The organism is Vibrio sp. 1167 (assembly GCF_033340375.1).
Lineage (GTDB): Bacteria > Pseudomonadota > Gammaproteobacteria > Enterobacterales > Vibrionaceae > Vibrio > Vibrio alginolyticus.
The window spans coordinates 498,809-513,886 of the sequence record NZ_JAWOWK010000004.1 but is presented as its reverse complement, the minus strand read 5'-3'; the positions used below and the strand labels follow the sequence as shown (position 1 = coordinate 513,886).

Annotated in this window: 17 protein-coding genes and 1 other RNA gene; 7 read left to right on the top strand and 11 right to left on the bottom strand. The window is 44.4% G+C overall.

Features of this window, described 5'->3' with window-relative positions; genetic code table 11:
• Positions 1–16 precede the first annotated feature (16 nt).
• Complete coding sequence (locus R7Z78_RS11750) at positions 17–499, bottom strand: YbaK/EbsC family protein (protein WP_005380994.1); 483 nt, start codon at positions 497–499, stop codon at positions 17–19.
• Between the two features lie 29 nt (positions 500–528).
• Positions 529–1,155, bottom strand: coding sequence for a LysE/ArgO family amino acid transporter (locus R7Z78_RS11745; protein ID WP_104975595.1), 627 nt, complete (start codon positions 1,153–1,155; stop codon positions 529–531).
• A 147-nt stretch (positions 1,156–1,302) separates the two neighbouring features.
• Between R7Z78_RS11745 and R7Z78_RS11740 the strand changes: the two genes are divergently transcribed.
• The gene (locus R7Z78_RS11740; protein ID WP_025768836.1) at positions 1,303–2,199 is read left to right on the top strand and encodes a LysR family transcriptional regulator ArgP; all 897 of its coding nucleotides are present in this window, start codon (positions 1,303–1,305) and stop codon (positions 2,197–2,199) included.
• Between the two features lie 208 nt (positions 2,200–2,407).
• Positions 2,408–3,100, top strand: coding sequence for an oxidative stress defense protein (locus R7Z78_RS11735; RefSeq protein WP_005384550.1), 693 nt, complete (start codon positions 2,408–2,410; stop codon positions 3,098–3,100).
• Positions 3,101–3,171: 71 nt separating this feature from the next.
• Here R7Z78_RS11735 and serA read toward each other — a convergent pair whose 3' ends face one another.
• From serA to R7Z78_RS11710, 5 genes are all read right to left on the bottom strand, one after another.
• Positions 3,172–4,404, bottom strand: a complete 1,233-nt coding sequence (gene serA / locus R7Z78_RS11730; protein WP_005384551.1) for a phosphoglycerate dehydrogenase — start codon at positions 4,402–4,404, stop codon at positions 3,172–3,174.
• Positions 4,405–4,678: 274 nt separating this feature from the next.
• The gene (gene rpiA / locus R7Z78_RS11725) at positions 4,679–5,335 is read right to left on the bottom strand and encodes a ribose-5-phosphate isomerase RpiA (RefSeq protein WP_104975594.1); all 657 of its coding nucleotides are present in this window, start codon (positions 5,333–5,335) and stop codon (positions 4,679–4,681) included.
• A gap of 53 nt (positions 5,336–5,388) precedes the next feature.
• A complete protein-coding gene (locus R7Z78_RS11720; protein ID WP_005384552.1) occupies positions 5,389–5,988 on the bottom strand; it encodes a 5-formyltetrahydrofolate cyclo-ligase in 600 nt (199 codons plus the stop codon).
• Positions 5,989–5,993: 5 nt separating this feature from the next.
• Positions 5,994–6,178: non-coding RNA, 6S RNA (ssrS, locus tag R7Z78_RS11715), on the bottom strand.
• Between the two features lie 8 nt (positions 6,179–6,186).
• The gene (locus tag R7Z78_RS11710) at positions 6,187–6,495 is read right to left on the bottom strand and encodes a cell division protein ZapA (RefSeq protein ID WP_104975593.1); all 309 of its coding nucleotides are present in this window, start codon (positions 6,493–6,495) and stop codon (positions 6,187–6,189) included.
• A 249-nt stretch (positions 6,496–6,744) separates the two neighbouring features.
• Here R7Z78_RS11710 and R7Z78_RS11705 point away from each other — a divergent pair, with 249 nt between their 5' ends.
• The 3 genes from R7Z78_RS11705 to R7Z78_RS11695 are packed head-to-tail and all read left to right on the top strand — an operon-like array spanning position 6,745 to position 9,765.
• The gene (locus R7Z78_RS11705; RefSeq protein ID WP_005380976.1) at positions 6,745–7,323 is read left to right on the top strand and encodes a YecA family protein; all 579 of its coding nucleotides are present in this window, start codon (positions 6,745–6,747) and stop codon (positions 7,321–7,323) included.
• A gap of 23 nt (positions 7,324–7,346) precedes the next feature.
• Complete coding sequence (ubiH, locus tag R7Z78_RS11700) at positions 7,347–8,525, top strand: 2-octaprenyl-6-methoxyphenyl hydroxylase (RefSeq protein WP_104975592.1); 1,179 nt, start codon at positions 7,347–7,349, stop codon at positions 8,523–8,525.
• 31 nt (positions 8,526–8,556) lie between these two features.
• A complete protein-coding gene (locus R7Z78_RS11695) occupies positions 8,557–9,765 on the top strand; it encodes an FAD-dependent 2-octaprenylphenol hydroxylase (RefSeq protein WP_033907445.1) in 1,209 nt (402 codons plus the stop codon).
• A 65-nt stretch (positions 9,766–9,830) separates the two neighbouring features.
• Here R7Z78_RS11695 and R7Z78_RS11690 read toward each other — a convergent pair whose 3' ends face one another.
• The 3 genes from R7Z78_RS11690 to ygfZ all read right to left on the bottom strand — a co-directional run bounded on the left by R7Z78_RS11690 (position 9,831) and on the right by ygfZ (position 12,111).
• Positions 9,831–10,037: a DUF1107 domain-containing protein gene (locus R7Z78_RS11690; protein ID WP_005380970.1), complete on the bottom strand. Its 207-nt coding sequence runs from the start codon at positions 10,035–10,037 to the stop codon at positions 9,831–9,833.
• Positions 10,038–10,676: 639 nt separating this feature from the next.
• Complete coding sequence (locus R7Z78_RS11685; RefSeq protein WP_005384562.1) at positions 10,677–11,150, bottom strand: aminoacyl-tRNA deacylase; 474 nt, start codon at positions 11,148–11,150, stop codon at positions 10,677–10,679.
• Positions 11,143–12,111, bottom strand: a complete 969-nt coding sequence (gene ygfZ / locus R7Z78_RS11680; protein ID WP_104975591.1) for a tRNA-modifying protein YgfZ — start codon at positions 12,109–12,111, stop codon at positions 11,143–11,145. Before ygfZ ends, R7Z78_RS11685 begins: the two co-directional genes overlap by 8 nt.
• A gap of 189 nt (positions 12,112–12,300) precedes the next feature.
• Here ygfZ and R7Z78_RS11675 point away from each other — a divergent pair, with 189 nt between their 5' ends.
• Positions 12,301–12,561: a succinate dehydrogenase assembly factor 2 gene (locus R7Z78_RS11675; RefSeq protein ID WP_005380951.1), complete on the top strand. Its 261-nt coding sequence runs from the start codon at positions 12,301–12,303 to the stop codon at positions 12,559–12,561.
• Positions 12,530–12,991: a protein YgfX gene (locus tag R7Z78_RS11670; RefSeq protein ID WP_318116971.1), complete on the top strand. Its 462-nt coding sequence runs from the start codon at positions 12,530–12,532 to the stop codon at positions 12,989–12,991. The genes R7Z78_RS11675 and R7Z78_RS11670 overlap by 32 nt, the downstream gene beginning before the upstream one ends.
• A gap of 22 nt (positions 12,992–13,013) precedes the next feature.
• Here R7Z78_RS11670 and nadB read toward each other — a convergent pair whose 3' ends face one another.
• Entirely contained in the window at positions 13,014–14,627 is a 1,614-nt protein-coding gene (nadB, locus tag R7Z78_RS11665; protein ID WP_005380947.1) for an L-aspartate oxidase, read from the bottom strand.
• Positions 14,628–15,078: the final 451 nt, after the last annotated feature.

Sequence of the window (15,078 nt, the reverse complement as noted above, 5' to 3'; positions counted from 1 at the left end):
AATAGGCCTCGCTTTTTTATATTTCGTAAAGGGTGTGATGACCAGCAAGTAAGAGGCGTTTTAGATGTTTACCTGCAAATCCAAATGTGAACTCAGGTAAGCCAGGCGTATAGAGCAACTCTTGATGTTGATAGAGATTGGTATCAACAATGATAGTGATGTATTCCGGTAAGCCTATTGGGCAAACCGCGCCGGGTACGCAACCTAACACTTCGACCATTTCATCGTCATTACAAATAGAGGGACGTTTACCTGTAATCGCTTTAATCTGCTTGGCATCGAGGCGCGAGTCCTTATCTGTCAGATAAACCGCGTAACCTTGTCCTTTGAGTGTTAAAAAGAGGCTTTTGGTATGCGTACCCGTCCAACCAAGCTCTCTCGCAATGCGTATATCTGTCTCAAAGTCTAAGATGGCTTCGTGCTGCCATTCCCGAAAAGGAATAGAGAGCGCGTTGAATCGCTCTCTATTGTTGTTATAAATACGTTTTAGTGACTCCATGTCTTTGCTGCCTTACTACCTGGTGATTACTAATACTTATCAATAAGCTCACTCGCTAAGATATACGCTATTGTGAACATCATCATTGCGATTGCAATGTCGATAGTTTTTTTCACTTTTGGTTGAGAGAGTGTTGGACCTAGTTTGGCTGCTCCTATCGATAAAGTGTAGAACCAAACAAAGGAAGCCATAATCGTACCTAGTGCAAAAGCAATGCGATCATGGCCTTCAAATTGTCCACCGATCGAACCTAGAATAACGACTGTATCTAAATATAAGTGCGGATTAAGCACAGTGACAGCTAACGCACCTAGAATAACTGTTCGACGACCTCGAGCTACGATCTCCCCTTTTGATTCCGATTCACTCTCTGGCTTAAAAGCACTTTTTAGCGAGAGCAGTCCATAGAAGCTCAAGAAAGCAATACCACCAAGTGTCACCGACGTCAGTAAGATTTCATTTTGAGACAGAATTGCACCACCACCAAAGATACCTAGAGAGATGAAAATCATATCTAGCACGCTACAAATAGTGGCGGTTGTTAGATGGTGGTTACGCTTTATGCCTTGATTCAAAACATACGCATTTTGCGCGCCGATCGGAATGATCATTGATGCTCCTAAACCAAAACCTTGCAATAGAACCCACAAGTTCACACTTCACCTCACTTCAAAATAACAAATACATTTACAGAGAGGGGAAAGATAAAGCGTTTATCTAAATAAGTATAATTAATGATTTTAATCTTACATTAGATAGACTAATTTAACGGGAGGCGTTTGATCAGGAGTGAGAGGAAAGGTATGCGAGGGTTAGATTACAAATGGATTGAGGCATTAGACGCTATAGTTTATCAGGGTAGCTTTGAGCGTGCTGCCGAGCATTTATTTGTTTCTCAATCCGCCATTTCTCAACGTATCAAGCAGTTAGAGAAGTTTCTCGCGCAGCCTGTTTTAATTCGAAGCCAGCCACCTAAGCCAACGCTAATTGGTAAAAAATTGTTGGGTCTTTATCGGCGAGTACGCTTGCTAGAGCATGAAATTCTCCCCGAATTAAAAAATGATACCAGTACGCGACCTGTGCAACTCTCTTTAGCGACTAATGCAGATAGCCTTGCAACATGGCTACTGCCAGCGCTGCAAAATGTTATGAAGCAGCGTCAAGTTGAACTAAAACTGACTATCTATGGTGAATACCGCTCTATTGAAAAACTCAAAAGTGGCGAAGTGACAGGAGCGATCAGCTTGGAGTCCCAGCCAATCCCCGGATGCAGAGCAGACTATTTAGGTCGCATCGATTATGTTTGTGTCGCGAGCCCAGAGTTCTATCAGCGTTATTTTTCTAAAGGCGTAAATAATCAGACATTGGCAAAAGCACCGGCCGTTTCATATGACCAATATGATGATCTACATAAAACATTTCTTACCGAGCATTTTAACGTCAATCCTGACAGCGTTATTCATCACAACATCAGTAGTTCTGAAGCGTTTCTAAAAGTGGCGTTAGCTGGTGTTGCTTATTGCTTGATCCCCCGCTTGCAAATTACCGACGAATTAGACAGAGGTGTGTTGGTTGATGTGACTCCAGGTTTTTTAATGTCCCATCGGATTTATTGGCACCACTGGCAGTTAGAAACTGGGGTATTACAAGAAATCTCACACGCGATAGTGGGGTATGCGCAGCAGCATCTACCTCAATAAGTTTGTCAGAGCTGCATATCGTTAACTTAAGTGTGTTTTGTTTAAAAATTACGCCAATGTTACATAGTCAAAGTTGTGTTAGAAGTCACTATGGGTGCTTGGATAATCGGCGGAAGTTTCTATTATGAAACCACACGCTTTCTCAGCCATGATAGTGATGTTGGAATCTGAGATTAAGTACTTAATTTTGTATGGATGGATTTATTGAATGAAATTGTATTCATTTTTGCTGGCTTCAGCACTCAGCCTTACCAGTGCTTCAGTTTTGGCGAATACGCCAGAGTTTGCTCATGTTACGACAACGGGGTATGGCGAAGTGACGGCCACACCTGATATGGCTACGTTTTCTGTAAAAGTAGTCGATACGACAATGACGGCCGAACAAGCGAAATTGTCCGTAGATAAAACCGTTGAAGAGTTTCTAAAAAGCTTATCGGATGCCGGCTTGTCAAAAGACAATATTACTAGCTCGAATTTATACCTTGCTCCTCAGTACCATTACCCTAAATCAGGAAAAGCAGAACTTGTTGGGTATCGAGCATCTCGCAGTATTGATGTCACGGTGACGGATCTGAAAAACCTTAACCAATACCTAGATATGGCGTTAGAAGCGGGAATTAATCAGGTTGATAATATTCAACTTAAGGTAAGCAACCAAGCCGAGTATCAGCAAAAGGCACGAATGGCTGCGATTAAGGACGCAAGAGAAAAAGCAGGGTCATTAGCGACTGGTTTTGAGAAAAAGTTGGGCGATGTATGGCAGATCAATTACAGACAGATGCACGTTCAGCCTGTGTTAATGCGTTCAATGGCGATGGATAGTAAAGAAGGAGCGAATAGCTACCAAGATTCAACCATGATCATTCGCGATCAAGTCGATGTCATTTATAAGCTAAAGTAAGGCTTAGCAAACAGTAAAAAGCAAAAGGCAGGGAGTTACAACCCCTGCCTTTGTCATTTCTATTTCACAGTTTAATGCAGGATACGAGCACGGATTGTGCCTTCAATGTTTTTGAGCTTTGTTAGAGCTTCTTCTGAGCGTTCAGTTTCAACGTCGATCACTACGTAGCCTATTTCAGCGGCTGTTTGTAGGTACTGCGCGGCAATGTTAATGCCTTCTTCAGCAAAGATGGTGTTGATCTGAGTTAGGATACCAGGACGGTTCTTGTGGATATGAAGCAGACGAGAGCACTCACCACTGTGTTCTGGTAATGACACTTCAGGGAAGTTTACGCTTGAAAGTGTCGATCCGTTATCAGAGTACTTAGCCAGTTTACCCGCCACTTCTAAGCCGATATTTTCTTGTGCTTCTTGTGTTGAACCACCAACGTGTGGAGTGAGGATGACGTTATCGAATTTTTGTAAAGGAGACTCGAACGGGTCAGCATTCGTTTTTGGTTCAGTTGGGAATACATCAATTGCAGCGCCAGCAAGGTGACCAGCTTCTAAGCTATGGCAAAGTGCAGGAATATCCACAACGGTGCCACGTGCCGCGTTGATAAAGATGGAACCTGGTTTCATTCGAGCAAATTCAGCTTCACCCATCATGTTTTTCGTTTCCGGTGTTTCGGGAACGTGCAAAGAAATTACATCACATTTGTTCAATAGTTCACTCATGGTATGTACTTGCGTCGCATTACCAAGGGACAGTTTGTTCTCAATATCGTAGTAGTAAACGCGCATACCTAAGTTTTCGGCAATAATACCAAGCTGCGTACCAATGTGACCGTATCCGATAATGCCAAGGCACTTACCACGAGCTTCGTAAGAGTTGTCTGCACTTTTCTTCCAAATACCGCGATGTGCAAGTGCATTCTTTTCAGGAATACCACGCACTAGTAAAAGGATTTGCCCAAGTACAAGCTCTGCCACGCTTCGAGTGTTAGAGAATGGTGCATTAAAGACAGGAATACCGCGTTTTGCTGCTGCGTCTAGGTTTACTTGGTTAGTGCCAATACAAAAACAGCCAATTGCAACCAGCTTGTTCGCAGCATTGATTACCTCTTCGGATAGGTTCGTACGGGAGCGGATACCAATGAAGTGCACGTCTTTTACTGCTTCAATTAGTTCTTCTTCCGGAAGGGAACCTTTATGGTATTCAATGTTGGTATAACCAGCTGCTTGAAGAACTTCAACTGAAGAAGGGTGGAGTCCCTCTAACAAGAGGATCTTAATCTTTTCTTTTTCCAGTGAAACTTTGGCCATTTTTTCTCGTCCTTAAAATGGAAAGGTGGGCTAATGTGGCGCACATTGGACAAAACTATTAAAAAGGGGATAATTAACAGTTTTGTAGGAAGACAAACGTTTCCCTGTGCGTCTTCTGTTCAATAAAGTAACAAAAAAAAATTGCTTTGGGTAAGAAAATTACGGAATAAGAGATAATTTTCTTATAGAAAGGAATAAAAAACGGTGCCTTTCAGCACCGTATGTAATGAAATAACAGAAAAGTGAACCAGATAGGTTCATTTTGGGCTGTTATTTATTCTTCAATTTTTGCACCTTCTGGTGTGCCAGTGATCACTACGTCTGCACCACGATGAGCGAAAAGACCCACAGTCACCACACCAGCGATGCCGTTTATTTTGTCTTCCATTTCTTTCGGGTTGGTAATTTGCATATTGTGCACATCCAGAATCACGTTGCCGTTGTCAGTCACAACGCCTTCACGGTAAGCTGGGTCACCACCTAGTTTTACCAATTCACGAGCCACGTAAGAGCGTGCCATTGGGATTACTTCAACAGGCAATGGGAACTGGCCAAGTACGTCAACTGCTTTAGTGCCGTCAACGATACATACGAACTTATCAGAGATTGCTGCGACAATTTTCTCACGAGTCAGAGCCGCGCCGCCGCCTTTGATCATTTCACGTGCTGGGTTGATCTCATCTGCGCCATCAACATACACATCCAGCTTCATTACATCGTTACACTCGTATACTTCAATACCAAGCTCTTTAAGGCGCTCAGTTGAAGCGACAGAGCTAGACACTGCACCTTTAATATCATCTTTGATAGTGCCTAGTGCATCGATGAAGTGATTCACGGTAGAGCCAGTACCAACACCGACAATGCTGCCTTTCTCAACATATTTTAGTGCTGTCCAACCAGCCGCTTTTTTCATTTCATCTTGAGTCATGCCAATCTCCTGAATAGATGTTCGTTAACGTTTGCGGGCGTGATTATAGCGGCTTACTTGTCACTTTCCCATTGCCATATTTGGCTTGGGGTCACGATCTTAGGTAATGGAATATCCCAGCTTTCAATTGGTAAGCGTTCTACATGTTGGCAGTCATGAGCGATACCAACAGGTTTAGCTCCCTCTCCAGTTATAAACCAACGTGATAGAGTACGATCGTAGTACCCTCCGCCCATGCCTAAGCGGTGTCCGATACTGTCGAACCCAACTAAAGGCGTGCAGATTAAATCAAGCTGGCGAACGGGTTTGAGGTGTCTGATATCGAGCTTGGGCTCTAAGATGCCGTACTTGTTGTAGACGAGCTGTTCATCACTTATATACTGAAGAAACAGTAACTGACCTTTAGAAAAGGGATGGATGACGGGCAGATAAACCGATTTTCCCTGTTGCCATAACCATTCAATGAGCGGTTTAGTATCAAGCTCACCGTCTGCAGAAAGGTAGATGGCAATATGTTGCGCCTGATCGATTTCAGGAAGTTGGGAAAATTGAGTAATAAGGTCGATTCCCGCTTGGTATTGCGTATCACTGCATAGAGCGTTGCGCTTTTCACGAATCAGTTTGCGGAAGTCTTGTCGAGAGAGGTCTGACATAGAGAGAATACCCCAGGGTGCCGTTGAGGATTGTGGCCCTTGAACCAGCTGGTTCAAGGCGGATCAGCAATGACAACCGTAGGCTTCTCGGTGCATGCCGAGCTTGCTCAATAGTTACCAAATACTAACCCTTAGGTATTGCTTATCGGCTCAGGGACTTAAATCCTGCTGACGCACACCCCAGGGTAAATTTTGTATTTACTGCTGTCCTTGCGTAACTTTGCTTAGTGCGTTCTCTAAAGACGCGGTGAGCTTTTCCATTCGCTCAGTAATTTCTTGCTGTTGACTATTGGATTCGTATGACTTGGTGTGCAACTCATAGCAAATATTCAATGCAGCAAAGGTCAGCAGTTGGATTTCATTGGTTACCTTAGTACGTTCGCTCATTTCTTTCAATCGGCGATCCAGATCTTTTGCCGCTGCAACAAGAGACTCTTCTTGTCCTGTCGGACAATTCACTCGTGTAAGTTTGCCTAATATTTCAACGTCGATCGCTTGATTGCTCATGATGAATAAACTCTATATTCGCGCTATCTAAGGTGTTGCTTCATACAACTACCGAGGAGCAAACTATAGGAAAACCGCTATTAAGATTCAAGCATTTCCCATCACAGAAAGAGAAATGATGACGAGATCACACAGGAATTGGGCAAATTGAACAAATGCTGTCCAAAATTGAATTTGATAGCCGTTTCAGACCACTAACCTTGATGGTAGGATATACCAATACATTATTACGCAAGAATGAGCCAAGTTATGAGTGAAATCACCCTTCCTGAATACCAATCTATTGCTGCTGAACTGCAATCGGCAAGCCTGGCTGTGACACCGGCGGAGTTACATGGCTTATTTGTTGGCATGTTAAGTGGTGGATTGGCGATCAATGATCAAACTTGGCAGCCGATTCTTTTTGACTACACCAATGATGGGATGGGGTGGCCCTCGACAGCACTCACTTTTGCTCAGAGCATATTCAACGTTACTGTTAATGAGCTTACTGGCACATCAATGGAGCTGTCTTTACTATTGCCAGATGAGCCGGGCGAAGAAGGCTTATTCGCATTAGCCGACAGTGTGTCCGACTTTGTAAACCACTTTATTTCTGGGCTAGGTCTAGCAGGCGTTGCGCTTAACAAAGCATCTGATGACGCTAAAGAAGCACTGGCTGATCTAGAAGAGATTGCCAAATTAGGCATTGATGAAGATGACGATCTTGGTGAACAAGCGCAATTGCTAGAGCAAGTGATTGAGCACATCAAAGCTTGCGTACTAACGATTCATGCTGAATTTGGTGTTCGTCCTGAAAGCAGCGACAAAAAACCTACTATTCACTAGTCGTAGACCGTCCAGAGGTTAGTATGAAGCAATATGATGTAGTCATTGCTGGTGGTGCCATGGCTGGTGCAACGTTAGCATTGGCGATTGACCATTTGTCTCAGGGAAAGCTCCGCATTGCCGTCGTTGAGCCTTTTAAAGCACAATCAGATATGCACCCTGGTTTTGACTCTCGCTCAATCGCATTGTCTTACGGTACTGTCAATCTGTTGCGTCAACTACAGCTCTGGACGTCAGTAGAACCGTTTGTCACACCCATTGAACATATCCACGTTTCTGACCGTTCTCATGCTGGGATGACGGAGATTACCAAGCAAGAGGTTGGGGTGGGAGCTCTAGGGTATGTTGTAGAATTAGCCGATGTTGGGCGTGTATATCAAGAATTATTAGACAGCAGCGAATCAATTACGCTGTTTTGTCCTGACTCGGTTACCGATATCGAGCGCGAGCAAAACTGTACCCATGTGACGTTGAAAAGTGGTGAGCAACTTGAAGCAAAACTGCTGGTGGCTGCAGATGGTGCTGTTTCGACCTGTTGTCAGAAAATTGGTCTAGAACTTTCTGAGCAAGATTTTGAACAAGTGGCTGTCATTGCCAATATTGTGACTCAAGAACCTCATCAAGGTAGAGCCTTTGAACGTTTTACTGAAAATGGCCCTGTTGCTTTATTGCCAATGAGTGACAATCGAATGTCCTTAGTTTGGTGTTTGCACCCTGAAGAAGCCCAAGCCGTTCTTGAGTTATCTGATCAAGCATTTCTCCAGCATTTACAGAACGATTTTGGTTGGCGTTTAGGCGCGATGAAAAAAGTGGGGCGTCGTGCAAGTTACCCATTGCTTCTTCGCCATCGAAAGCAAAATATTTCACATCGCTTTGCGATTGTTGGAAATGCGGCGCAAACGCTGCACCCGATAGCTGGACAAGGCTTTAATCTCGGTATTCGCGATGTAGTCTCACTAGCAGAAGAAATTGTGCACCAAAGTGAGGATGTGGGTCTTTATCAAGGCCTGATGCGCTTTAGTCAACGTAGAGAAGCAGATCGAAGCGAAACTATTTGGCTAACCAGTGCCTTGGTGCATGTTTTTTCAAATGATTTACCCGCGATGCGAATTGGCCGAAATACTGCCTTAGCAGCGATGGATAACCTTTCTATTTTTAAGCAGCCGCTACTACGCCATACACTTGGCTTGGTAAAACGATGAACGGCCGCACTGAATTAGGTAATAAAAAGCAATGATGCAAAGTGTAGATATCGCCATCATCGGCGGAGGGATGGTTGGGTTGGCACTTGCTGCCGCGTTCAAAGACAGTGATCTGCGTGTCGCCGTTATTGAAGGTAAAGTGCCAGATGATTCGTTGAAAGAATTGCCCGATGTTCGTGTGTCTGCGCTGAGCCGCTCTAGTGAGACGATTTTGCGTAAACTTGGTGCTTGGCAGGGCATAGAACAGCGCCGAGCTTCACCTTACCATGGCATGGAAGTATGGGAACAAGATAGCTTTGCCAGCATTGAATTTAATGCACAAAGTATGGCACAACCTGATTTAGGGCATATTGTTGAGAATCGTGTGATTCAACTTGCACTGCTTGAACAAGTCCAAAAGCTCGATAACGTCACTATGTTTATGCCTGCACGTTGCGCGACTCTCGCGGTCGGTGAGCAAGAAAGCTGGCTGACGCTCGATAATGGCCAAGCCATGACCGCTAAATTAGTGGTCGGAGCCGATGGGGCGAATTCGTGGCTTCGCCATCAAATGGATATTCCATTAACGCATTGGGACTATGGTCATCATGCTTTGGTCGCGAATGTCAAAACTGCTATGCCACACAACAGCATTGCGCGCCAGATATTTACTCCTCACGGACCGTTGGCATTTTTGCCAATGTCGCAACCAGATATGTGCTCTATTGTTTGGTCCACGGAGCCAAATCGAGCAGAGCAGTTAGTGGCGATGAGTGAACATGATTTCAATAAAGCGTTGACGAGTGAGTTTGATGCTCGACTTGGTCTATGTGAAGTAGTGGGAGAGCGTGCTGCGTTTCCTTTGAAAATGCGCTATGCGCGAGATTTTGTCGTCGAGCGAGTCGCGCTGGTTGGTGATGCGGCCCATACCATTCACCCATTAGCGGGGCAGGGTGTGAATTTAGGTTTATTAGATGCGGCCAGTCTTGCTCAAGAGGTGTTAGCACTTTGGAAGCAGGGGCAAGATATCGGCAGTAAACGCAACCTAAGAAGCTACGAGCGTTGGCGAAAAGCGGAAGCGGCAAAGATGATCGCTACTATGCAAGGGTTTCGAGATTTGTTCTCTGGCGAGAACCCTGCTAAAAAGCTTGTTCGTGGCATTGGCTTGAGTTTAGCGGGGCAACTGCCGGGAGCGAAAGATGAGATCATGAAGCGCGCGCTTGGTTTAAAGGGACACTTGCCGGATCTGGCGCGTCAGTAAGTGCAAAGCAAACTTCAAATACACAAAAGGCTGGTTAATCCAGCCTTTGTTTTATCAACATTTTGCTAAGCATATGCGCATCGGAGTTTCATTATTTCTTGATTGATCTCTTTGACCGCTCGGAAATGGCGTTGCTCTGCTTTCTCCGGCAGTATTAACTTACCGTTATCAAACTCGAATCTACCGACCCCGTAAATATAAATTCTTCCTTTAAAAAGACGACTTATATGTTTAGCAATCATACTTGGTGTATAGCGCTTAAACAGTCTCATATTTACTTTCCTTTTATCTAACCTAGCCTAGGTATTCTACGTTCTGGACGCGAAAATTATTGTGACAGCAATAGTATTAAATACAGATGTAGGGTGTTGCGTCAGAGAATTGTGTTGTCTTAGACAATTTGACAGTGTCATCTCTTAAATAGCGTGAGGATTACCCCAAAAATAACCTCTCTAAAGGAACCCTTACGCCAATACACTCCTTTTTACGTGACGCATTAAGCAATAGTTTTGTTACAGAATTAAGAATAGAACGAAAACGGTTGTTTGCTAGTTGTTTCTATTAAGGTCGTGCCTCGCGCAACACACTTTGCGTTCTAACGATTAGAGGAAATGAAAGAGAAAAAGTTCCACGTAAAAAAAAGCCCGCTTCAGCGGGCGAATAGTCACAGATGCATTACACAAAAGTGGATAACTAACTGCATGAATGCTGTCACTCAGCTAGCTGACTCACTTTATATCGGTTAAGTGCTTGTTTGAAACTTAACCAACAAATTCAGCATATACGAGTTTTATCTTTGTGACTATTTATGTTTTATATGTGATTAAAAATTCTCACATCTATTTTTGTAGATATGATCGAGATCACGCAGTGATAGAAACACTACGTGTCATTGCATTGTTTTTAGACGATTAACGACAGATCTCAGCCACGGTCGGCTGGCACAATTGGATAAGATCTTGAATAGAAAGTGCCAGCCCAGCCATTCGATCGCCACTGCTGATTGTGACTTCCTGTTCTTCTAGTAAGCTAGGGTCGAACACGATTGGCATATGACGTTTGAGTAACAGAGGAGTGACAGTACCAATTTTGTAACCAGTGATGGACTCAACATCGGCTTGATCAACACAAGTCATCCGGCGACATTTCAGTAACGAGCGCACTTTTTTGGGATCAACGCTACGATCACCTGGTGCACAGGCGAGTGCATATTGATTACCCATGTCTCGTAGCAAGATTGCTTTCACCATTTGAGAGGGGCGAATGCCGCGTTGGTGCGCGGCATCCTCAATGGTGGTTGCTGGTCTTTGATGCGGTAACAGACGAAACGGAATGTGTTGGTCTGTGAGAAATTGCATCAAAGGAGTATTGATTGTATTACTCATCATCAAGACTGTAAGGCAGTGATTCGATTGTCCATTCACATTCTGGTTGCGCAACCAAACGAAGACGAGTGTCTTCATCGAGATTATTAGGCAGTACGATCAGGCCAATCGCGTGATTGTCACTGAACTGGTAGTGATTTAACAAAGCACCTACTGAACGCCAGTTTTCACCTACGCTGCGTTCGAGCTCAATTGGTTCGTCACTGAATGGAGCAGAAGTTGCACCTTTTACGATATACATCGCACGTTTATTGGTACCGCGATACTTCGCTCGTGCCACCGTTTCTTGTCCCGTGTAGCAACCCTTTGTGAAGCTTATGCCTCCTAAAGCTTGCACGTTGAGTGCTTGTGGAATGTGAGCATTCTGCGCGGATGCAGAGACAAATGGTAAACCTGCCTCAATATCGAAACGATTCCAAAGCTCATTTGTCGTAAAGACAGCGTCGGTAGTTTCAACGATTTGTTGTGCTTCTGGCGCACTTAATATCAGTAACCAGCGATCTTGGGCAACTTGCACTGCTGTGCCACCGTTAACTGGGCGAACGCTGCCAGTTGTCTTGCTCATTGTTGAAATGAATTCGTCGGCTTTGACGCCAGCAACGCCTAAGATAACGTCATCAGAAGCTTCAATCGTTACTTTAGAGAAAATAGCGTATTTCTTTATTTCACTAAGTTCTACGTCAATCGCCGATTTTGGTTGGATCATGCCGTAGCCATCATGATGATGGAAAAGGCGGAACACGCTCCACACTTTGCCTTTTGCATCACAATGTGCGCCCAGTGTTGATTGGTCTTGTTCTAAAGAAACAACATCGCAGGTAACCTGACCTTGTAAGTATGATTTTTTATCATCACCGATCATGGTGATCATGCCGAAGTTATCCAGCAGTGAGATAGATAACTCTGGAAGTGCGTCTTGAGTTGAGAGAGGTAATGCTGAAAAACGAGTTTGCCATTCCATAATTACAATGCCTTTTGAAGATATTTTTCCGCTATGTTATACCCAAATAACCTTGAGATACTAGGGGAGCGATTTACGAATCAACATTTGTCTGCTTTCACTATCGTATTGTGACCCGCACACTAGTGACGTAGCACATCCCTTGTTACACTCCGCACTAACAACAAGACATCTATGAAGGAATAGTGAATGTACACTCCGGAAGAAAAAGCGCGTATTAAATGGGCTTGTCGTCGAGGCATGCTTGAGCTTGACGTAGTAATTATGCCGTTTTTTGAAGAGTGCTTTGATACTCTGAGTGAACAAGAGCAGCGTGACTTTGTTTCTTTACTTGAATGCGATGATCCTGATCTGTTTACTTGGGTAATGGGGCATGGCCGTAGCGAAAATTTAGGTCATGCAGCAATGGTTGATAAAATTGTCGCCCATAACCTCAGCAAAGTTCGTTAATTTTACTGCTTCTCCCTCTCTGACTGCCCGAGTCTTCAGTGTTGTACTTTTCTTATTGATGACTTGGGCTGTTATCCTCTCTAGCATTCCGCTCGTATTATCGACTTATTTGTTATTACTGATTGTGAAGGCTTTCTCAAACCAAAGTCTTGTTCAACCTACAAGTCATGGGCATTGGTATGTGCACTGCGATGGCTCGGTTAGGTTTGATGCCCTTGAGTGTGGCGAATGCTCGGAAGATATTGAGTCCGAAAAGGGTCATTTACAGCGAGTCGATACATCGGCATCACCATTCAAGATAACATTCCAATTGCAATCTGGCCGTAGTGTTACGATTTGGCGTGATAGCTGTGACGATGAGCAGTATCGTCAACTATCTTTGGTATTACGCCAATGGGAAATGAAACAGGGAGCTAATGCTCCCTGCTGATGTAATAGTTTAATTGGTAAAGTTAAAGCTGTTTAGCTGGAACCAAAATCGTTGGGCCGCTGTTTTCCAGTTGGTTCGGATAATCAAGCGTGTAGTGCAAACCTCGACTCTCTTTACGCTGCATCGCACAACGAACCATCAGCTCTGCTACTTGTAGAAGGTTACGCAGTTCTAATAAGTTGTTCGACACGCGGAAATTGCTGTAGTACTCGTGTGTTTCTTGTTGCAACAGTTGGATACGGCGTAAGGCGCGCTCTAAACGCTTGTCAGTTCGTACAATGCCCATGTAGTCCCACATAAACAGACGAAGCTCGTGCCAGTTGTGCTGAATGATCACTTCTTCATCACTATTGGTTACTTTGCTTTCATCCCAACATGGCACCTGTGAGGGGAGCTCAACGTTAGTGTGATGTTTTAGAATATCTTTTGCCGCAGACCAAGCATAAACCACACATTCGAGAAGTGAGTTTGATGCCATGCGGTTAGCACCATGCAGCCCGGTGTAGCTAACTTCACCAATCGCATACAAATTTTTCAGATCGGTGCAGCCATTTCTATCCACCATGACACCGCCACAAGTGTAGTGTGCAGCAGGTACGATTGGGATTGGCTCTTTAGTCATGTCGATGCCCAAATCCATCAAACGTGAATAAATGGTTGGGAAGTGTTTCGTAATAAAGTCAGCAGGCTTATGACTGATGTCGAGATACATACAGTCGGCGCCTAAACGCTTCATTTCGAAGTCGATAGCACGAGCCACCACGTCACGCGGAGCAAGCTCTTTACGTTCATCGAAATCTGGCATAAAGCGAGAACCATCTGGACGGCGCAGGTAAGCACCTTCGCCACGTAACGCTTCAGTCAGCAAGAAGTTACGTGCTTCTGGGTGATATAAACACGTCGGATGGAATTGGTTAAATTCCATATTCGCCACACGACACCCTGCACGCCAAGCAATCGCAATACCATCACCAGACGACACATCTGGGTTAGAGGTGTATTGATAAACCTTTGAAGCACCACCTGTAGCGAGAACCACAAATTTGGCTCGCACGGTTTCGACATGCTCTTCGTTGCGGTTCCAAATATAAGCACCGATAACTTTGTTTTTATCACCGCCAATTTTGTCTTCGGTGATTAAGTCCAGAGCATTGTGACGTTCGAGAACATGAATGTTTGGATGGTTATGAGCGTTATCTTGCAGGGAGGTTTGCATCGCCATACCTGTCGCATCTGCCGCGTGAAGAATACGACGACGGCTATGACCACCTTCACGAGTTAAGTGGTAGCGAGGTTCATCGTCAGAGTCATCTTCTTCACGATCAAATGGGACACCGCCGTCAATCAACCACTGTACACACTCTTTTGAATGCTCAGCAATGAACCTTACGGTCTCCTCATCGCAAATACCATCCCCGGCGATTTGCGTGTCTTCAACGTGTGAATCAATGGTGTCTGACTCATCAAATACGGCAGCGATACCGCCTTGAGCATAGTAGGTTGCCCCTTCGCTGCGTGGTCCTTTACTCAGCACCATCACCTTACAGTGGTTAGCAACGCGCAAAGCCAACGACAAACCTGCCGCGCCACTCCCTACCACTAATACATCACACTCATGTTCACGATTTGTGTTCATATAACTTTTATAATCCCAAGCTAAGGTAACAAAATTACCTTGTGTATTATTTGCACACCATGTGCATTCCATTATCGCGACATCTGTCGCTAAGGGCTAAGTTGGGAGATCTATCGACGTCCGTGTTACGGCGGTGACTGAGCCACTCTTCTTTTTCATGCAGAGCATGAGCGTGCTTCCTAAGTTATAATTTGTAACGCGGTGTTCAGATAGCCATTAGCCATGCAAATGAAAAGTAATAGTTTGTCAATGCCATTGCTTTTCCATGCTCGACCCAGCACAATCTGGGACAGAGATCATTCATTATACCCATTTCCCTCCAAGATGCTCGCTTGTCAAACTTAGACTAAAGTCAGGCAGCGGTGGTCATTTGGGTACAGACATCACACTGTGAAAAAACAATGACAAAAAACTTGAGAAACCATGGAACTTTCTCATTCACGTTAGGGTC